Source organism: Sulfuricurvum sp. (assembly GCF_030691015.1).
Taxonomy (GTDB): Bacteria; Campylobacterota; Campylobacteria; order Campylobacterales; family Sulfurimonadaceae; genus Sulfuricurvum.
This window is the reverse complement of the sequence record NZ_JAUYFF010000002.1, coordinates 1-19,906: the sequence shown is the minus strand read 5'-3', so window position 1 is coordinate 19,906 and position 19,906 is coordinate 1. Positions and strand designations below refer to the sequence as shown.

At 44.2% G+C, this 19,906-nt stretch carries 20 protein-coding genes and 1 rRNA gene; 13 read left to right on the top strand and 8 right to left on the bottom strand.

What is annotated here, in order from left to right; all coding sequences use genetic code 11:
• Positions 1 to 129 precede the first annotated feature (129 nt).
• Both moaA and Q8O20_RS03770 read left to right on the top strand, forming a co-directional pair.
• Positions 130 to 1,095: a GTP 3',8-cyclase MoaA gene (gene moaA / locus Q8O20_RS03775; RefSeq protein WP_305530046.1), complete on the top strand. Its 966-nt coding sequence runs from the start codon at positions 130 to 132 to the stop codon at positions 1,093 to 1,095.
• A 6-nt stretch (positions 1,096 to 1,101) separates the two neighbouring features.
• Positions 1,102 to 3,792: an EAL domain-containing protein gene (locus Q8O20_RS03770; RefSeq protein WP_305530045.1), complete on the top strand. Its 2,691-nt coding sequence runs from the start codon at positions 1,102 to 1,104 to the stop codon at positions 3,790 to 3,792.
• 164 nt (positions 3,793 to 3,956) lie between these two features.
• On the opposite strand, the gene Q8O20_RS03765 is transcribed toward Q8O20_RS03770, so the two are convergent.
• Positions 3,957 to 5,702: a nitrite/sulfite reductase gene (locus tag Q8O20_RS03765; protein ID WP_305530044.1), complete on the bottom strand. Its 1,746-nt coding sequence runs from the start codon at positions 5,700 to 5,702 to the stop codon at positions 3,957 to 3,959.
• 183 nt (positions 5,703 to 5,885) lie between these two features.
• Here Q8O20_RS03765 and Q8O20_RS03760 point away from each other — a divergent pair, with 183 nt between their 5' ends.
• Positions 5,886 to 6,518 (top strand): hypothetical protein, encoded by a 633-nt coding sequence (locus tag Q8O20_RS03760; RefSeq protein WP_305530043.1) that lies wholly within the window; start codon positions 5,886 to 5,888, stop codon positions 6,516 to 6,518.
• Entirely contained in the window at positions 6,515 to 6,922 is a 408-nt protein-coding gene (locus tag Q8O20_RS03755) for a c-type cytochrome (protein WP_305530042.1), read from the top strand. Before Q8O20_RS03760 ends, Q8O20_RS03755 begins: the two co-directional genes overlap by 4 nt.
• Here Q8O20_RS03755 and Q8O20_RS03750 read toward each other — a convergent pair whose 3' ends face one another.
• Both Q8O20_RS03750 and Q8O20_RS03745 read right to left on the bottom strand, forming a co-directional pair.
• Entirely contained in the window at positions 6,923 to 7,621 is a 699-nt protein-coding gene (locus Q8O20_RS03750; RefSeq protein WP_305530041.1) for an exonuclease domain-containing protein, read from the bottom strand.
• A 3-nt stretch (positions 7,622 to 7,624) separates the two neighbouring features.
• A complete protein-coding gene (locus Q8O20_RS03745; protein WP_305530040.1) occupies positions 7,625 to 8,059 on the bottom strand; it encodes a hypothetical protein in 435 nt (144 codons plus the stop codon).
• 86 nt (positions 8,060 to 8,145) lie between these two features.
• Here Q8O20_RS03745 and murA point away from each other — a divergent pair, with 86 nt between their 5' ends.
• Entirely contained in the window at positions 8,146 to 9,408 is a 1,263-nt protein-coding gene (gene murA / locus Q8O20_RS03740; RefSeq protein ID WP_305530039.1) for a UDP-N-acetylglucosamine 1-carboxyvinyltransferase, read from the top strand.
• Between the two features lie 15 nt (positions 9,409 to 9,423).
• Here the strand turns inward: murA and purL are convergent, their stop codons facing one another.
• A complete protein-coding gene (gene purL / locus Q8O20_RS03735) occupies positions 9,424 to 11,637 on the bottom strand; it encodes a phosphoribosylformylglycinamidine synthase subunit PurL (protein WP_305530038.1) in 2,214 nt (737 codons plus the stop codon).
• Between the two features lie 214 nt (positions 11,638 to 11,851).
• Here purL and Q8O20_RS03730 point away from each other — a divergent pair, with 214 nt between their 5' ends.
• Entirely contained in the window at positions 11,852 to 12,268 is a 417-nt protein-coding gene (locus Q8O20_RS03730) for an Hsp20/alpha crystallin family protein (protein ID WP_305530037.1), read from the top strand.
• Positions 12,269 to 12,287: 19 nt separating this feature from the next.
• Positions 12,288 to 12,764, top strand: coding sequence for an Hsp20/alpha crystallin family protein (locus tag Q8O20_RS03725; protein WP_305530036.1), 477 nt, complete (start codon positions 12,288 to 12,290; stop codon positions 12,762 to 12,764).
• Between the two features lie 2 nt (positions 12,765 to 12,766).
• Here Q8O20_RS03725 and greA read toward each other — a convergent pair whose 3' ends face one another.
• Positions 12,767 to 13,315: a transcription elongation factor GreA gene (greA, locus tag Q8O20_RS03720; protein WP_305530035.1), complete on the bottom strand. Its 549-nt coding sequence runs from the start codon at positions 13,313 to 13,315 to the stop codon at positions 12,767 to 12,769.
• Between the two features lie 156 nt (positions 13,316 to 13,471).
• Here greA and Q8O20_RS03715 point away from each other — a divergent pair, with 156 nt between their 5' ends.
• Positions 13,472 to 14,413: a diguanylate cyclase domain-containing protein gene (locus Q8O20_RS03715; protein ID WP_305530034.1), complete on the top strand. Its 942-nt coding sequence runs from the start codon at positions 13,472 to 13,474 to the stop codon at positions 14,411 to 14,413.
• A 5-nt stretch (positions 14,414 to 14,418) separates the two neighbouring features.
• On the opposite strand, the gene Q8O20_RS03710 is transcribed toward Q8O20_RS03715, so the two are convergent.
• Positions 14,419 to 14,745, bottom strand: a complete 327-nt coding sequence (locus Q8O20_RS03710; protein WP_294895896.1) for a hypothetical protein — start codon at positions 14,743 to 14,745, stop codon at positions 14,419 to 14,421.
• 69 nt (positions 14,746 to 14,814) lie between these two features.
• On the opposite strand from Q8O20_RS03710, the gene Q8O20_RS03705 reads away from it, so the two are divergent.
• The 5 genes from Q8O20_RS03705 to rpsR all read left to right on the top strand — a co-directional run bounded on the left by Q8O20_RS03705 (position 14,815) and on the right by rpsR (position 19,040).
• Positions 14,815 to 16,764 (top strand): ribonuclease R family protein, encoded by a 1,950-nt coding sequence (locus tag Q8O20_RS03705; RefSeq protein ID WP_305530033.1) that lies wholly within the window; start codon positions 14,815 to 14,817, stop codon positions 16,762 to 16,764.
• Positions 16,757 to 17,722, top strand: a complete 966-nt coding sequence (holA, locus tag Q8O20_RS03700) for a DNA polymerase III subunit delta (RefSeq protein ID WP_304738241.1) — start codon at positions 16,757 to 16,759, stop codon at positions 17,720 to 17,722. Before Q8O20_RS03705 ends, holA begins: the two co-directional genes overlap by 8 nt.
• A 117-nt stretch (positions 17,723 to 17,839) precedes the next feature.
• Positions 17,840 to 18,223 carry a 30S ribosomal protein S6 gene (gene rpsF / locus Q8O20_RS03695; protein ID WP_295013249.1) on the top strand — a complete coding sequence of 128 codons (384 nt, stop codon included), beginning with the start codon at positions 17,840 to 17,842 and terminating at the stop codon, positions 18,221 to 18,223.
• A 19-nt stretch (positions 18,224 to 18,242) separates the two neighbouring features.
• Positions 18,243 to 18,755, top strand: a complete 513-nt coding sequence (locus tag Q8O20_RS03690) for a single-stranded DNA-binding protein (RefSeq protein WP_304738235.1) — start codon at positions 18,243 to 18,245, stop codon at positions 18,753 to 18,755.
• A gap of 21 nt (positions 18,756 to 18,776) precedes the next feature.
• Positions 18,777 to 19,040 (top strand): 30S ribosomal protein S18, encoded by a 264-nt coding sequence (rpsR, locus tag Q8O20_RS03685; protein WP_299938777.1) that lies wholly within the window; start codon positions 18,777 to 18,779, stop codon positions 19,038 to 19,040.
• Positions 19,041 to 19,117: 77 nt separating this feature from the next.
• Here rpsR and Q8O20_RS03680 read toward each other — a convergent pair whose 3' ends face one another.
• Positions 19,118 to 19,672: a GNAT family N-acetyltransferase gene (locus Q8O20_RS03680; protein ID WP_305530032.1), complete on the bottom strand. Its 555-nt coding sequence runs from the start codon at positions 19,670 to 19,672 to the stop codon at positions 19,118 to 19,120.
• A gap of 103 nt (positions 19,673 to 19,775) precedes the next feature.
• Positions 19,776 to 19,891: ribosomal RNA gene (rrf, locus tag Q8O20_RS03675) — 5S ribosomal RNA — on the bottom strand.
• Positions 19,892 to 19,906 lie beyond the last annotated feature (15 nt).

Here is a 19,906-nt window from a genome sequence, read left to right as displayed (position 1 = left end):
ATTCCCCTTTTTATTATTTTAAATTATAGTAGCACAAGGCTACCCCTATCGGCTTGATTTATATCAAGTGCTTTGGGCAGTACGATACGTTACTATTGAATTCTAAAGTTCTCTAAAAAGGTTCAAATTATGTTACGAGACCCCTTCGGTAGAGAAGTGACCTATTTGCGAGTATCCGTTACCGAGCGGTGCAACTTCCGTTGTCGCTATTGTATGGCTGAGAAACCCTTTAGCTGGGTTCCCAAAGAGAATCTTCTCAGCTATGAGGAGCTCTTTGCCTTCATTAAGATCGGTATCGACAGCGGTATCCGCAAAATCCGTATAACCGGCGGAGAACCGACAACGAGAGAAAATCTCGATGAATTGATTTCGATGATTCACACGTATGCTCCCGAAGTCGATATCGGTCTCACGAGCAACGGCTATCTCCTCCCCGCGATTGCCCATAAACTCAAACGTGCGGGATTAAAGAGGATAAATATCTCCCTCGATTCACTGGAAACGGAAACCCTTCATTATATTGCCCAAAAAGATGTTCTATCTCAGGTACTAAAAGGGATTGAAGCGGCCGTTTCAGCAGGACTCTCCGTGAAAATCAACAGTGTCATTTTACGGGGCATTAATGAGCATGAAATCACAACGTTGTTTGATTATGCCAAAGAGATCGGCGCACAAATACGCTACATTGAATATATGGAAAACAGCTATGCCTCCAATACCATTTCGGGACTGCGCAGTGATAAAATTCTCGAAACTCTTTCGCGCCATACACCCTTTACCTCCGTCTCAAGTATAAAGTCAGGGCCGGCCAATCTTTATGAAACATCGGACGGCTACCGTTTCGGAACGATTGAGCCGCATCGTCACGACTTTTGTGCGACATGTGATCGTCTTCGCCTAAGTGCGGAAGGCGATCTGATCGGATGCCTCTATTTCGAGGGAGCCAAAAATATTAAAGAGGCTATTCGGTGCGGAGACACCCGAGAAGCAGCCAAAATTTTGGCGGCAGTCGTCGATAACAAGCCTGAAAAAAATCTCTGGGGAGTTGATACAAATGAGGTTTCTTCCCGTGCTTTTTACCGTACCGGAGGATAAAATAGTATGAATAAATTTCATATCAGAATAGGTTTGATTTTATTGGGTGTTGTCATCGGTATATGGAATTTTTACATTTTAGGGATCGAATGGGTAGCCTATCATGAGACAAAACGCTCTTACTCTCAAACACGCGCATTGATTCAGTTTTCACAAAGTGTAGGTGATTTCGTCCATGAATCTCAAAAAGAGCGGGGGTTAAGTGCCGCATACCTTGGATCAAATGGAGATATGCAGTTTAAATCGAGTTTGATGAAACAGCGGCTTATCAGTGATAAAAAGTTTTTAGCACTCCTTCAGAGAATAAGAACCTTAAGCCGCTACTCTTTACCGGAGAAGTTCCATCAATCCATTAAAACATCTATCGACAAACAAAGGCAACTCGGTGATATCCGTGAACAGGTCATCAATCTTGAGATCACTGCCTCCGAGGAGATCGATTTCTATACCGAATTGAATGCAAATTTTCTAGGATTACTCCCATTATCGGCCAAATCAGCACCGACCCGTGAGATTGCACTGCGCTTATACGACAACACCTTGCTCGTAGAATGTACAGAAAAAGCAGCCATCGAGCGAGGTACTCTCGCCAATGTTTTTGCAGCCAAACGATTTGATCCCGGTATGTACGAAAAAGCGATTTCGGTGCATGCCATCCATCAAAGTTGTAAGCAATCGTTCTTTGACAAAGCATCCAATAACGAACGGACGTTATACAATGCTTTTTTTTCCCATAAATTATTCCAAGATTCTCATCGCATTTATGAACAAGCCCTCAGCGGTAATTTTTCGATGGGAGCCACAAAATGGTTTAACCATATGACGGTTAATATCGATCACTTAAAAACACTGCATGAAAAATTTGATCAGCTGCTCGAAGAGGATTTATCCCAATTAGAGAAAAAAACGCTTTTGAAACATGAAATTTTTTTAGTCGGCTCTTTTACGTACGGATTTTTTATGCTTTTAGGGGCAATTTATTTAGTTCAGCAAATGTTTGCCATGATCAATACCTTGCGAATATCTTCGGTCGTTTTTGACTCCAATGAAGGGGTATTGGTTGCCGATATAAACGGAAAAATCATTCGGGTCAATCCGGCATTTGAGGCAATCAGCGGCTACAGCGAATCGGAAGTTTTGGGCCTCACTCCGGCACTCTTAAAATCAGGGCTTAACAATAACCAGTTTTATAAAGATATGTGGAATTCGCTCATTAACAAAGGATTTTGGAACGGGGAAATCTACAATCGTCGTAAGAACGGAGAAATTTATCCGGAATATTTAAGCATCTCCGCCGTACGAGACGAATATCGAAAAATCACCCATTATGTAGGCATTTTTTCCGATATAACGGCTAAAAAAGAGAATGAAGAGCGAATCTATCGATTGGCCTTTTACGATCCCCTGACACAGCTCCCCAACCGCCGATTGCTTCTGGAACGTTTGGAACATGCTCTCCTAAAAAATGAAAGAAATCAAACCTACAGTATGGTGGCGTTTATCGATTTGGACAATTTTAAAATTGTTAACGATACCAAAGGACATCTCGTAGGCGATGACTTATTAAAAGAAGCGGGAAACCGTCTCCTCGAAGCGACACGTGGTGAGGATACCGTAGCCCGTTTAGGGGGGGATGAGTTTGTTATTTTGATTGAAGATTTAGGCTCTTCTCGCGATCATGCTTTCAAAATCGCATCCGATATCGGGAGCAAAATATCTCTCTCACTTCAAAAACCGTTCGAAATACACGAAGAGCTATTTTTCATCACTGGAAGCATCGGGATTGCAATTTTACATGATTACAAACAGACCGTAAATGAGATTTTAGCGCAGGCGGATACGGCCATGTATAGTGCCAAAGAGTCGGGGAAAAATACGTTTCGTTTCTTCGATTCCGCACTTCAGCAAAAAATGTTGAAAAAATTAGAGTGCGAAAAAGTACTCTTTAATGCACTGGAAGAGAACCAGTTTCAACTCTTTTATCAGCTTCAATACAACCATCAAAACGAAGTAAGCGGAGCAGAAGCGCTCATTCGATGGTTTCATCCGGAGAGAGGGATCATCTCCCCCACCGAATTTATCCCGATTGCCGAAGAAAACGGTTTTATAACGGAAATAGGAAAGTGGATTATAGCCGAAGCATGCAGAACGCTCCAAGAGTGGAGTCATGATTCTCACCAAAAAAATTGGACTTTGTCGATCAATATCAGCCCGAAACAATTTTTGGACGAATCGTTTACGACCGTATTATTAGAGAATGTAACTACCTACTCAGTCTCTCCTTCGCGCCTTCGTTTGGAAGTGACAGAGTCATTGCTGATCAATGATATTGAAAAAATTCAGAACATTATGCATCGTCTTAAATCACATGGATTTACATTTTCTCTTGATGATTTCGGAACAGGCTATTCATCCTTATCCTATCTGAACAGTTTTCCTTTTGATGAATTAAAGATCGATCAGTCGTTTATCCGAAATATGAACAATGATTCGCATGCTTCTGCGCTCGTCCGTGCCATCATTACCATGGCGGAAGTCCTTGGATTGGAGATTGTAGCCGAAGGGGTTGAACTATCGGAACAACATACGATCCTCCAATCTATCGGCGGTATTCATTATCAAGGGTATTTATTTTCAAAACCTTTATCCAAAGATGATATGCACGCTATGCTCTTGAATAATCATTCAGATCTTTGACCTATATCAAAGACATTACCCTCACAAACATCTATAATTGTCGTACCATAAAAAAACCTTCCCCCATCAGGGGTTGGTTCAAACAGTACAGCAAAAATGACCTCCTTCATCTAGCTTCGATTCAAAGCACTGTACTGTTTGACCCAACTCCTCAATATGATCCGCTAACGTTCCCAGTATTTTGTAGCGGTTAGCAACCTCTTGATTTGAGGAGCGATTGCACTCTCCGTTGTACTGACTACCCATACTTTTTTACTCATATAACGGATGGCATCCTTAAAGTCATCCTCGATAAGAGACAAAAACGGCTCATGCATAAAACACTCTTCAAACAGCTCTTTTTCTCCGTTAAACACCTCTTCTTCCACGCTGCATTGTGGAAGAGTCACATCAGAAAGAGAAAGGGTCGAACCTGTATCCAATTGTGCCAAAAACCATAACGACAAAAACTCTATGGTATAACGATTTAGCCTGTGCATTGAAAATAATTCAAAATTCTCATATCCGCTCATCTCATATTCTCGTATGATAAGTTCCAGCACTGCTGAAAGATGTTCCAACGGAACCATTTCAAAAAGTTCTCGCCCGACGCCTGTGCCATGGGTATGTTCGGCTCCGATATAGATACGAACCCCTTTATCTGCCTCACCAAAATTTCCGGTACGCAATCCGATCAGCCCGATATCGCAATGCTGATGCCGGCTGCACCCTTTTGCACACCCTGATATACCGACTTGAATACGATGTTTTTTAATGGCTTTCAGAGGAAGCAGCGCGGCTTCGTCTTTGATATTCCAAAAGGAATAAGGACAATAATGACTTCCGGCACACGCAACAACCGTTTCACTCTCTTTGAGAGAGCCAAAAGGCACCGTAGGTTCAGGAAGACCTATTAGGTAGAGGTTATGATCCGTACTCAAACGCACTTCTCCCCCGCATGCGTCGACAAACGCTGCAATATTCAAGAGCTCTTCAGGAGTGATACGTCCAAAATCGGTTTCGTAACAAAACGCATAGCTTCCGTTGTTGAGCCTCTCATACTGACTAAATTCCCTCTTTTGGAGTACCAAAGTTCCTTCAGATTCCCACGATGTTTGATACACCTGCGCGATATGCTCTTTAAACGTATCCAATCCGATATCTCCAAGAAGATAAAAAAGACGGGTACGGGAGCGGGTGAACCGTGATCCGTGTTTGTTAAATGTTTCAACAAATGCACTAAAAAAAGAGACAACCGCTTCAGGGGGCAAAAAAATATCAGCACTGCGGGCAACCTCGGTATTTTTTCCCCCCATGTAGACATTAAAACCGAATCGATCCTCTTTCTTTGCTAATGCAAAATAGAGATCGTTGGCAAAAAACGAGCTAACATTTGCTGAAGTTCCCGAGATACCGGTAGACAATCTGCGCGGCAACATTCCCACAAGATGAGGCGTTTTTAAAAAATACTTCTCCATTTGCATAATCAGAGGATATGTCTCAATCACACTAAAGCGGCCTTGTCCGTCATAAACATCGGTAACGATATTGCGAACATTATCCCCAAACGTTTGCCACGTAGAGATCCCCAGTGCATTAATCTGTTTATAAACGCTAAGGACATTTTCACTGCTCAACCCATGCAACTGTATCCCGGAGCGTGCCGTCAGAATGATCTCAAGCGCATGACTTTTAACGATCTCGGCGATAGCTATCAATTGCGCCGTACTAATCCGACCGGCAGTAATACGTAGTCGAAGGGTATATTCTTCATCCGCCAACGGATTATTAAAGATACCGAAGTCCTGCAGATAAAAGCTGTCTCCCTCGCTGATAGCGTTAAAATCGAGTGCTTCTATTTGTGGATAATACTCAAAGGGGGAAAGGGAAGCTTTATGCCGCTCACGTTTATTTAATCTTTTTTCACTCACGTCTATCCTTTTGTCTAAAAAAAGTGTAAATAACTTGTCAAAATTTGTGATTCTGCAGGCATCTTAAAATTATCAGAGTATAACGCATACACCGTTTTCAAATCATTGATTTATGTCAAGAGAATTGCTCCCTAAAATTTCTATAATATAAAAATTATATTTTCGATCCATTTTAAAGGATACATGATGCATTCAAGTCCGTTATTTTTTCAATCTGTCCCCAAAATAACTCTTTATGACCCGCTCTCCGAGATGCTCGGAGCTGCACAAAAAGGGATAGTGCACTACGAATATGGCGATGTTGTCAAATTAGCCGGACACTCCTGCCCAACAGTTGCGGGAGCATATCTCATGCTTCTCAAAGGACTAACTCTTTTATACGGTGATAAAACTCCCGTTCGAGGTGAGATTCGTGTCACGATCAAAGGGAATCTCGGAGAGGGTGTCGTAGGGGTCATCGCCAATGTAGCTTCCATGATTACGGGTGCAACAGATACGGGAGGATTTCACGGATTGGGCGGAAAATTCGATCGTCGCAACCTCCTCTTTTTTGGACCAGAGATGATAGAAGATATGGTATTAGAGCGTCTTGACAGCGGTAAACGTGTTGTATTAACCTACAATCCGACCATTGTCCCCATTGATCCGCAAATGGCATCTTGGCTCCAAATGACACTCTCAAATCAAGCAGATGAGCAGATATCCGAATTGTTTCGATCCGCATGGCAAGAGCGGGTAAAAACGATTCTGATCGATTTTGCAGAAGATCCCCGCCTTATACAAACACGTATAAGCGATCAAAGAGAAGCCGAATGAATAAACTGTTGATCATACTTTTCACGGCACTTGGGGTATACGGAGCCGAGGGATACAGCGTCTACCAGAAACACTGTATGCAATGCCATGTCGAAATAATGGAGAAAAAAGAGGTGATGAGAGTGCTTCACACCCTCAAAGCTCCCCCGATGGTCGAAGTCTCCAATCGCCTCAAAGAAAATATCGTTATCAGCGACGATGATGACGATGTCAAACGGCGTGTTATTATCGCATTTATAAAAGACTACATCGAAAACCCGAGCGTCCAATACAGCATGTGCCATCCGATGGCAATTGAAAAATTCGGGATTATGCCCTCGTTAAAAGGGAAACTCAGCGAAGAGGAGCGCCAAGCCGTTGCGGAATGGGTGCATGATCGCTATAGCGGTGTTGCGTTTAAATAATTACGACTGCAATAAATAGTGCTCGATACTGTAGCGAAGATCTTCGTCCATATCCATCACACTCTCCAGCATCCACTTCAGATAGGCGGGGTCTTTGAGGGCGATCTCTTCGATCCTCTTTTTGGCGTATTTCCCAAACGGCAAACGGCTCAGAAGAACATGGCTTTTGGATATCTCGATCAGCTTCTCAATATCCGCCAAATCGAGAAGATACTCCAAGACCATTTTCGTATGGAGCGCGTCACTTAGAGCATGATGAGGAACGAGCGATACCCCATGCTCTTGAAACACCCTCCCCTCCTCACGATAGAGTCTCAGCTCATACCGTAAAAATTGAAGACTATACCCCTCCAAATCATCCATCAGCGATTTGGAACATTTAAGGGTATCGATAACGCTCCCCTGCCATGTCACTCCCTCTTTTTGGAGCATCGAAAGTTCAAACGGGGCATTATGCGACACTAAAATATTCTCAGGAGTATTGAAGCTTTTGAGTTGTTCGGCACTAAAGGATTGGGAAAATGAGGGAGCATCACTCACCATCTCATTCGTGATTTGATGGATCGCCGAAGCGGCGGGAGGGATTTTTTTTCCGGGATTGATCAACTCAAAATGGGTGGATTTCCCCTCAATAATCCCCAGAGCGCAGATTCTGTCTTTGACCTCTAACCCTGTTGTTTCCGTATCGAGAAAAATCACGTTCTACTCGGTCGGAAAAGATTTAAGTGTCGCCATTAGATTATGATAGTGCTCTAACGTACGGAAGCTTTTTTCAAAACGCCACCCCAATACAAACGCGATAATATCTCTCTTCAAGGGTGCACTCAGTTTTTCGGCACGTCCGTAATAGGCCAGTGAAATATTTTTATTTTTGACTTTAGCCTCTTTATCGTAGATAATCGCAATGATTTGCGCGTATTTACCCTCTTTAATGCCCCCTAAATCATCATCGCCTAGCGATAATCCCGAGAGGTTAATCGCTTTAAACTCAAACAACGCATCAAACTCTCCGACTTTGGTATGAATCCCCAGTTTTAGGTACAGCTCTTCGAGTGATTTGAGGTTGCTTTTGCGTTCTAACTCATAGCTGGAGATCTGTGCCGTCAGGTTTTTCAGACGATCGAGTGCCGAACTCACATTTTCTCCTTCGAGTATCGCTATATTTTGATAATTTTAACCTATGTTGACTTATAATATCAAACTTTTATACTTGTGGGAATTTAATGGACTATTTACGAATTCAAGGGCCGACTAAACTTAGCGGTACCGTTACCATCTCCGGCGCAAAAAATGCCGCATTACCACTTATTACCTTGGCACTTTTAGCCCATAATCCGCTAAAAGTCACCAATATGCCCGAAGTAGCCGATATTAAAACCCTGCTAAAACTTCTCCAAAACCTCGGTGCCAGCTGTTCATTAGAGAACCATGTCCTCAATGTAGACACCTCCACCGTTAGCCACACGATGGCAAACTACGATATCGTTAAAACGATGCGCGCCTCTATTCTCGTCCTTGGACCGCTCCTTGCCCGTTTTGGACATTGTGAAGTCTCTCTTCCGGGTGGCTGCGCCATCGGTCAACGCCCGATCGACCTTCATCTTAAAGCACTAGAGCAAATGGGAGCACAGATCACGATCCATGCAGGATACGTCCATGCCGTAGCCCCTGAAGGTCTCAAAGGTGCCCATATCATCTTCGATAAAATCACCGTTACCGGAACGGCCAACATCGTTATGGCGGCGGCACTAGCTCACGGTAAAACCGTCCTTGTCAACTGTGCTAAAGAGCCTGAAGTGGTTCAACTGTGCGAAATTCTCCGTGATAGCGGTATCGACATCAACGGAATCGGGACACCTGAACTTACCATCATCGGTACAGGGGGCAAAACCATCGAGATGGTTGATTTTGAAGTTATCCCTGATCGTATCGAAGCAGGAACCTATCTCTGTGCAGGTGCTATCACCAATTCTACGATTACGCTAGAGCGTGTACGCCCCGATCACCTCGATGCCGTCACGGCAAAGTTAGAGCAAATGGGATGCCGCGTCGAGTGCGGAGAAAATACGATGACGATTCATCCCGCAACCGAACTCAAGCACGTCGATATTATCACCCAAGAGTATCCGGCATTCCCGACCGATATGCAAGCACAATTTTTAGCTCTTGCTACGATTGCCAAGGGAGCCAGCACCATCGAAGAGCGATTATTCGAAAACCGCTTTATGCATGTCAGTGAATTGCAACGTCTTGGAGCCGAGATCAAACTCAGCGGTCATACTGCCACCGTTATCGGGCCGTGTGAACTTGCAGGTGCCGATGTCATGGCAACCGACTTGCGCGCTTCGAGCGCACTCGTACTTGCCGCTATGGCAGCAGAGGGGACAACAAATGTCCACCGTATCTATCACCTTGATCGCGGATATGAAGACTTAGAAGGAAAATTACGCGCATTGGGCGCAAAAATTGAGAGATTAAAAGAGTAAAAATGAAATGGGATCTTAAAGATCCCCCTCGATCACTTTTTGGAACGTACCGTAATAGACATTTTGCATCTCGGCAAGATCCATTTTCACATCATTCACCGCAAATACTTTTCCACCTACGCTACCGATTTTCGCACACGCTAGCGTACCTACCATCGCTTCGAACGCAGCACAGTTTTCAGGTGCAACTTCGATAATGGCGCGAGACATACTCTCAGCAAAAATATCACGAGAATCGGTTACAGAGATTGTCGCTTCTACCCCTTTATCACTCACACATGCCATTTTGGCGAGTGCAATCGCGACACCGCCCGAACTACAATCTTTTGCCGCTGAAAGAAGCCCTTTTTTATTCGCTTCGATAACGAGGTTCCATAATGCCCGCTCTTTATCGTAATCGATGGCCGGGATGGTTCCCGCTACGACGTTGTAAAGCTCTTTCATGTAAAGTGATCCGCCGAATTCCGAACGGCTTTCACCGACAAGATACAATGTATTTCCCTCTTTTTGGAACGCAGACATCAATACTTTGTTTTGATCTTCATTCACTCCGACCATCGCGATCGATGGGGTTGGGAATACCGACTTGCCGTTGGTTTCATTATAAAGCGATACGTTCCCGCCGATAACAGGGGTATTAAGTTCAGCACACGCCTCTTTAATTCCCAAACACCCTTGGCCGAACTGCCACATTACTTCAGGGTTCTCAGGGTTTCCGTAGTTGAGACAATCGGTGATCGCTTTGGGAGTTGCACCGCTCATCGCGACGTTACGACCGCTCTCGATAACCGCTGCCGCCGCTCCTGCTTTCGGGTCGATGTAGCAGTAACGGACGTTACAGTCGGCACTCATCGCCAACGCTACACCGTTCTCTTTGATCCGAATAACGGAAGCATCGAGTTCGCCACCCTTTTTGACCGTATTGGTTTGTACCATTGAATCGTACTGCTGATAAATCCAATGTTTATCGACCACTTCCATTGAACTGATCAGTTTTTCAAATGCGCTCTGATTATCTACCGCCTCGAAATCAGAAAGTTTAACCTTTGCGATCTCATCAAGATAAGCCGGACGAGACATAGGACGATCCAAGATCGGAGCCTCTTCGCTCACCGGATCAACAGGTACTTCCGCACATTTTTCACCGTGCCAGAAAAGCTCCATGTTCCCCGTCGCCGTTACTTCACCGATAACCGCGCAGTCGAGATCCCATTTTTCGAAAATATCGATGATCGCCTGCTCAGTCCCTTTACGCGCACAAATCAACATACGCTCTTGAGATTCAGAGAGCATAAACTCATACGGCATCATCCCCTCTTCACGAGCAGGAACCTTATCAAGATGCATAATCATACCGCTACCTGAGCGTCCCGCCATCTCAAATGAACTCGACGTTAGTCCCGCCGCACCCATATCTTGGATACCGACAACGTAATCGGTTTTGAAGAGTTCCAAACACGCTTCGAGGAGAAGTTTTTCGGTAAACGGATCACCCACTTGAACTGTCGGACGAAGCCCTTTGGATGCTTCGGTAAAGCTGTCCGAGCTCATAACCGCACCGCCGAGACCATCACGTCCTGTTTTAGACCCGACATAGATAACCGGATTGCCGATCCCCTCTGCTTTTCCGTAAAAAATCTCATCGCTTTTCGCTAACCCGAGAGTAAACGCATTAACAAGGATATTACCGTTGTAACACTCATCGAAACTCGTCTCCCCACCGATAGTCGGAACTCCCATACAGTTACCGTATCCGCCGATACCCGAGACGACACCGCGTACTAAATAGCGTTGATGAGCACTGATATCGTCTTTGTTCAATACATTACCGAAGCGTAGCGCATTAAGATTGGCGATAGGGCGTGCGCCCATCGTAAATACGTCACGCATAATTCCGCCGACTCCCGTCGCTGCCCCTTGATACGGTTCAATAAAACTCGGGTGGTTATGGCTCTCCATTTTAAAAACCGCCGCATACCCGCCGCCGATATCGATAACTCCCGCATTTTCACCCGGCCCTTGGATAACCCACGGTGCTTTAGTCGGAAAACCGCTCAAATGTTTTTTAGACGATTTATAACTGCAGTGTTCACTCCACATTGCCGAAAAAATTCCGATCTCAACGAGATTTGGTTCACGTCCGAGGATTTTTTTGATGTGATCATAATCTCCAAGTGAAAGTTTATGCTGTTTTAGAACTTTTTCGATATCTGGAAGGGGAGTGCTCACGGCAAATTCCTTAAAATAGTAATAGTAACGCGATTATATCAAAGGGGAATATTCATCCATCTTAAAGCTACTATAATTTCAAATACTTCCTTCAATATTACCATTGTTACCGTTTATTAACTAAACATACTTGACATATAAAGGCTCAAGTTATATAATTTTTCTACCATTTTAAATTTTAAAATGGAATCAAATTATCCTTAAGGAGCATCCCATGTTGCTAACACGTTTTGATCCGTTTAGAGAGTTTGAAAGACGCTTTAACGGTTATTTACCTGCCGATACAAAAGAAGCGGCAAATGTTACCAGTTTCAGTCCGGCTGTCAATACACGCGAAGATGAGCAGGGATATCATATCCATGCCGATTTACCGGGAGTAGCAAAAGAAGATATACATATTGATCTCAAAGACAATGTTCTGACTTTATCGGGAGAACGTAAACACAAAAAAGAGGTGAATGAAAAAGACTTTTATAAATTGGAAAGTTTCTACGGAAAATTTCAACGCAGTTTCACCGTCCCTGACGATGCGGATATGGATCACATTGATGCAACGACAGAAAATGGTGTTCTCAATATTATGATTCCCAAATCAGCCCCCAAAGAATCTAAAAAAATTGAAATCAAATAAGGAGATTATGATGAATGGGATGAAAATTTTTATCTCATCATTACTGGCAGTCGGATTTTCTGCCGCTTCATTGTTTGCCTCAAACGCTTCGGCTTCAACACCTCAAAAGTGTGAGTTCGGCTGTCCGTTTTGGGAGATAGAAGAGATGGAAAACTTTTTTAACCGCCCGATTCCGCGCATGAGCAGTATGTACAGTGCTGCAAGGATGAAAGAGAGTAACAAAGCCTACCTCATCAGTATCGATCTGCCGGGGATGGATAAAAAAGATATTTCGATCGAAACATCAGGAAATAGATTAATGATTTCGGGAGAACGGAAAGAAGAATCAGAGAGTAAAGAGGGGTCGAAAAAATCGTATCGGCGATTCAATCAGAGTTTTTCACTCCCTGATGATGCCAACCTCGAAGCGATCAGTGCCACATCCACTAACGGCGTACTAAAGATCACCGTTCCTAAAACAGGGAAAAAGGTATCTAAAAAAATTGAGATTAAATAAGGTCAGTGAAAACTATATTCTTTCTCGGTACGGATATTTTTTTTGAGAGAAAAAATATCGATATAGGTGATCGCACTCACTTCGTAGCTCTTTTTTCCATGAGGGAGGTGGACGCTAAACTCATCCCCTTCCTCTTTTCCGAGCATTGCACGCGCCAGTGGTGAGTGAACTGAAATAAGTCCGTTTTCTGGCTCACTCTCCAACGTCCCGCAAATACTATAGGAAAATTCCTCTTCCGTGTTCACATCCATAATCGTGATCGTTGCACCGAAATGAGCGCGGGAGTGATCGAGGTGTGATGGGTCAATCATTTGGGCTTTTTGAATCATCGAATTAAGATAAAAGAGGCGCTTATCGATATGACGCAATTTCTCTTTAGCCGCATGATACTCCGCATTTTCACTTCGATCTCCCAGTTCCGCCGCACGCTGTTTTTCGACATTGACACGGGGTTTTTCGACATCTTTGAGATATTTGAACTCTCGCAGGAGTTCATCATACCCTCTAGGTGTCATCGGTTCATTTTGACTCATTAATTCATTCTCTTCCATACATCTATTTTTAATGATCATTCATTCTTTTATTCTAGAAAATATATCGTATATCAACTTGCTTTGGAGCATAAATAATCGCTATTATCTCGTTTAACTCCAAGTCCCTCTCCAAAACGCAACGAATTTGCAACTCTAAAATGAAATAATTCTAAAATGGAAAATATTAATAAAGACCTTTATGCTCTTGTCGATGAAATCATCCAAGAGCTAAAACACAATAACTTACCGCCCATACCTGAAAATTTCAGGTTTTATTTTGATAAGCTCTTAGAGACTAAAAATGATGCTTTACGTCATAAAATCACTTCCATTAGCCCCCGTTTTGATGAAAAACTCCATAATGAATTTGAGTATGAGCGGTCACTAAACCAAGGTACAAAAGCCGTTAAGTTGATTTTAAAACAAGGTTCAAGTGTCTATAAGAACACAACTCTTTTAAAGAAAATCATACAAAATAAAAAAGATTCTGTGATTGCGAATAAGAATCAAGAAACTTTATTGGAGGTTACCGCTTCGGTAGAGAGTGTATTGGATAGGTTTTTAGTATCGTTGGAAAAACAATCAACGATTATTAAAGAATTATACGGAACCGCAGCCAGTTCCATCAAAAATGCAAAACGGACAAGCTTATACAATGCAAGTTTAGGGGTTTTCAATAAAAAATATTTTATTACCCTTCTTGAGAAAGAACGTGAATCATGCATTAACTCTTCGTACGAAAGCGCTTTAATGGCTGTCTCATTAGTCATCGAAACGATAGAAGTTGAAAATAAAAAAGCTCATGCAAACCTGATACGCGAGCTAGCAAAAACCCTTTCAAATGCCTTGCGTCGAAGTGATTCGATAGCTTATTACGGGGATGGGGTTTTTTCAATTTTATTACGCCATACGAGTGATGAACATGCGGAAATTGCAGCGGAACGTTTTTATCGTCTGATATCAAAATCTATTTTATTTGAGCCAGAGTCAACCCAGAAACATCAAAATATTTTGATGGGAATAGTGCAAATAGATTCATGTTTGAATGCGGAAGAGATATTAGAGCAATCCATTGAAGCGATGCATTCATCCGCTTCAACCGATATCTCTGACTAATACCTCTACGCCGCAAATCCGAGGATATAATAGGTCGGTTTCCCCTCCACTTTTTGGAGATTCACTTTGTACTTATCCGCGAAATGGTTGATTTTTTCCATCGCGTCACTGGCACTGATTTCCCCCGTCGCATCGATCTTGATTTTAAAATAGTCGTTGCTGTTGGACATCGCTACATACGATTCATCCGTTTTCAACGCTTCGTGCAAATCCAAAATATGTTTGATAATTTTTTCATACCCCTGTGTATTATCTTCGATGCGGGCAAGTTGGAGGCTCAATGCCTCATTAGGGGTGTATCCAAGTTGATTTAAAATCGCTTCGTGTGTCATTAGAGTGTTCCTTTGTAAAATTAAAGAGGTTATTCTAACATAGAAGTATTTATTGATTATAATATCTGCATGAAATCACTCCTAATCCGTCTTACCCACGGTCTTTATGACCAAGATATCGCACCCGAAGAACGTGAGTCTATTAATGAATGGCTTACACGGAAACTTTTAACGCATGAAGAGAACAAATATCAACTCGCGTCTCAATACCGCGCCGGTATCATCTCTTTGGCTTCCGAGAGCGGAGCCTATCTGCAAACACTCGGAGAGAGTATCCGCGACCACTTTATCGAAACCAATAACCTTATGGGGGCAAAAAGCGGCGATTTAGTCATCGCCCAACGGCTATTAGGAAAACGGGGTGGTCCGCAAGCCAAAGTCGTCGTCATCGCTGGACGGAGTGAAACCTTCAGCGTCGCCGTCGTCACGATGAAAAACGGCTATTTGAGCCTCCAAGACATCCGAACCGATCACCCCGCAGGTTTTGCTCTGAACGATTTACCCGAAACCGCCGAAGGCTCACTCTATCAAATCAACAACCAAAGCGGAACGATAGCCGCCTATTTAGGCAACCTGAGTGATCCTAAAGTGGATGAGAAAATCGTCCTCGCCCTTTACAACAAACACGATGCGTTCGAAGATGACGTGTTAGCCATGGCACGCGAATTTCCAAAAGAGGTCGATGCCTCGCTGTATCCCCACCGCCGTGATCTGCGCCACTTGCCGTTTTGCACCATCGACCCCGTCACCGCCAAAGACTTCGATGACGCCATCTGTTATATCCCCGAAACGTCCACCCTCTACGTCGCCATTGCCGATGTCAGCGAATACGTCCACCCCTTCGGTGCGATCGATGCCGAGGCGATTTACCGCAGTTTCTCGATCTATCTCCCCCACCGTTCCATCCCGATGCTCCCTCGAGAACTCAGCGAAACTCTCTGCTCGCTCCAGCCTCTCGTCGATCGTCTCGCCTATACCTTTGAGATGCACATCGACCCCGTAACCTATGAGATGGATTCCCATACCCTGTATGAGTCGATCATCCACTCTCACCGACGCTTCAGCTACGAAGAGATCGATGCCTTTTTTGAAGGAAATCTCGAAGCCAAAACCGAAAAAGAGGCGAAGGTATTAGCCTATATCCCTCTGCTCAATGATCTCACCTATAAACTCCGTGAAGAACGGATGAAAAAAGGGTACAACTTCCGCTCCAGCGAGTTGGAGATGCGTATCGACGAAGAGCAAAACATCGTCTCCACCGAGTTTGCCGTCGAGACACCGTCGCATGCCCTCATCGAAGATTGTATGCTCCTCGCCAACAAAGCGGCGGCATCACTGTACGAGCGGGGAGTGTTTCGTATCCACGAATCCCCTAGCCCGATGAAACTACAAAGCCTCTACACCGAGTTGGCGAGCATCGGTATTTTTGTCGAGTCCCAAGGCTCTATCAAAGAGACGATCATGGCGATCCAAGCCGAGGCGGAGCGACGCGATCTCATCAGCGAAGTCGATACCCTCATCATCCGCGCCCAAATGCAAGCACGTTACGCCCCCTACAATATGGGACATTTCGGGTTGGGATTTGATCGCTATACCCACTTCACCTCTCCGATCCGCCGTTACAGCGATCTGATCGTCCACCGCCTCCTCAAAGCGATTGCCGCAGGAGATACCGAAGAGGGATCGTATGTATTACGAAACATCGAGTCTCTTTGTACCTCCATCAGTGAAAAAGAGCGTGAAGCGAGCGACATCGAGATCCGCTTCCAAGAGCGCAAATTCGCCCGTTGGGCAGCCACCGTCATCGGTCAGGAGTTCAAAGCCCGTATCATGCGCGCTGAAGAGCCGTTCATCGCCGAGATTCACGACACTATCACTGGGGCAAAAGTACAGATTTCCTCACAATTTGGTCTGATGCTCTTCGATGACATTATCGTTAAAATCGAAACCGCCAACCTCGCCACCGCGAAAATCACCGCTTCGTTTGTGAGTCGGATAGAGAAGGAAACGGATGAATAGACAAGAGCTTGATCGCCATCTCCAAAATCATTCAGCACCACGAGCGATGGCACTCTTCGGCGAGAGCCACTTTCTCATCGACCGCTATGCCCATAGACTTGCCCAAATCGAAGGGGCATCCGTTCTGAGCCTCTATCATGACGAATACGATTTCAACACCGCCAAAGCCCACCTTTCCCAAGGTTCTCTCTTCGGCGACCAAAATCTCCTTATTGTCAAACACGAAAAAAAGCTCCCCAAAGCCGAACTCGATACCCTCGTGGAACTCGTCGGAAAAAACAGTGACAACACCTTTATCTACTGTTACTACGGTGACGATGTCAAAGGAGCCGACACCGCGTTCAAAGGTGCTCATACGGGTTCGGTTCGTTTCTTCCACCCCTTTGCCGCCGAAGCACGCGCCATCGTGATGCAAGAAGCGCAAAACTCAGGGGTTCAACTCGATAATCAAGCGGCATTTCACCTCCTCGACATCCACAACAACGATCTCGCCCTCGCCTGCAACGAACTCTCCAAACTCTCCATTTTAGGCAAGCCGATCGGGATGAAAGAGATCGACGAGCACGTCTTCGGTCTGAGCGAAATCAAACTCGATCACTTCATCGCCCGTGTCATCGAGAAAAAAGAGTTCCTCCCCTCCCTTCGCCACCTCCTCGAATCGGGAGAAAACGAGATCCAGCTCCTCACCGCCATCAGCGGATTTTTGACACAGCTTTATCTCTTTAACAGTGCCATCAAAATTCACGGGGTCGCCGATTCGGCCCTCGTATTAGGATACAAACTTCCGGGATTTGTCGAAAAAGAGCGTGCTGCCCTCTCGATCAAAATCTCGCCTGAGGGGTATAAACGGGGGATTAATCTCCTCCTCGATACCGAACTAAAAATGAAATCGACAGGCTCGCCGGATCAAGAATCACTGCTTCTTTCGGCATTGCTGAAACTGCAAGCAATCCTTTAACCAAAACTAATATTAAGCTATTTTTCAGTATAATCCGCGCGTTCCTTGCTCTTTGCAACACGACTGTCGTGCTGTATAACAACCATAAGGGGCGAACACCATAAGGAGACATACGCTATGAGACATTACGAAAACCTAGTAATCGTAAAACCTACTCTTACAGAAGAAGAGATTAAAAACACCATCGCTCTCGTTGAAGAAGTGATCACTGCAAACGGCGGTGAGATCGTTGCTCGCGACGCAATGGGAATGAAAAAATTAGCTTACCCGATCGAGAAAAACGCTCGCGGTTATTTCTACGTTATGTATTACAAATCTGCACCTGCTGCGATTGCTGAAATTGAACGTCGTTTTCGTATCAACGAAGAAATTTTGCGTTTCGTAACAATGAAATACGATAGTAAACGTGAAATTGCAGCTTGGAACGGTATGGTTGAAAAAACCAAAAAACCTGCTCCGACTGCTGCTGTTGCTGAGAAAAAAGAAGAAGTAGCTTCTTAAGTCATTACAAGGAAAACCTATGTATAACAAAGTCATTTTGGTTGGAAATCTTACTCGAGATATCGAACTTCGATATTCACAAAACGGTTCGGCAATTGCCAAAACCGCTATTGCAACCAGCCGTAAATTTACGGTAAACGGTGAGAAAAAAGAGGAGACATGTTTTGTCGACATCACTTTTTTCGGCCGCTCGGGTGAGGTAGCCAACCAATACCTTCGCAAGGGTTCTAAAATCCTTGTTGAGGGGAGACTTAGTTTTGAACAATGGGTTGACCAAACCAGTGGCCAAAAGCGCTCTAAACACTCCGTTATCGTCGAAACGATGCAAATGCTCGATTCACGCGGCGAGGGTGGTTCTCAGGGCGGTTATAACGAAGAGAGCGATGGCGGAAGTAATTACGGCGGGGGCTATGATGCTCCGGCTCAAAAAGCTTATACACCGCCACCGTCGTATTCTAAACCCGCACCGGCCAGAATGCCGGAAAACAATCTCCCAGAGATTGATATAAACGAAGACGAAATTCCGTTTTAGAATAAGCACAAGGATAGAACCATGTCAGAAAAAAGAAAATACAAAAAACGTTATTGCAAATACTGCGAGCAAAAAGTTGATTTCATTGACTACAAAGATGTACAGTCATTGAAATATTCACTCTCTGAGCGTTTCAAAATCATGCCTCGTCGTCTTACAGGTAACTGTAAACGTCACCAAGATATGGTTACAATCGCAATCAAACAATCACGCGCTGCTGCGTTGATCCCATACACAGTATCACGTAAAGTGATCGCTGGCGCTCCTTTCGAAGATATTCGTTAAGCCCTAGCGTGTCGGCACTCTGCCGGCATACTTTATTCCCTTTTTTACCTCTTCTAAATACCCAAATTACTTCTTTATTAATCCATCCATCGTCTTGGATCATATCCGTCTGTTGGACGTATTACTTCCGCTTTCTGTAATCTTTTTATCATCGTAACAACATCAGCTCCATCTACAGGACTTTTCTTACCTGAATTACTATCATCTAGAACAAAGCCATGGCGCTCATAAAAACTCATTGCCTGAGAGTTATGGACAATACTGGTACTTATGTGCTCATACAAAGCTCCCGCTTCGATAAACAGCTGCTCAATCATCTGTGATCCTATCTCCTTCCCTCGAAACTCAGGAAGTACCGCTATAGTCAAAACAGGGGTATTGTCATCAATGTAGCCGTTTGAGCCGTGATCGGCATTTAAACGCCGTATCCATACGGCTCCTGCAAGTTTATTATCTACAAGGGCATAAAGACCTAAGTCTTTACTGGTAAAGCCGTAGAACTCGTTATAAATAGCCAGTTTAGGAATATCGGAGAGTGATTTATTGACATCGTCTAAGCGCATCGCATAATGGAGCATATCGGTAAGAATTTTTTGTTCAGAGGATCTGAGGAAATAGAGTGTTGGTTTCATAAATGAAAGTATACAGTAGCAATACTAAGAGGTTGATTTTGACAATGAGTAAAAAATTTGTGATTTTTGTTATGAAAGATAGAGTTAGAAGGTTAAATCTGAGGCCAGGCGGCGACCTACGTTTCCACACCTGAAAGATGCAGTATTATGAGCGATGAGGGTCTTAGCTTCCGGGTTCGGAATGGGACCGGGCGTTTCCCCCTCTCTATAGCCACCTGAACACTCAGAAAGGAA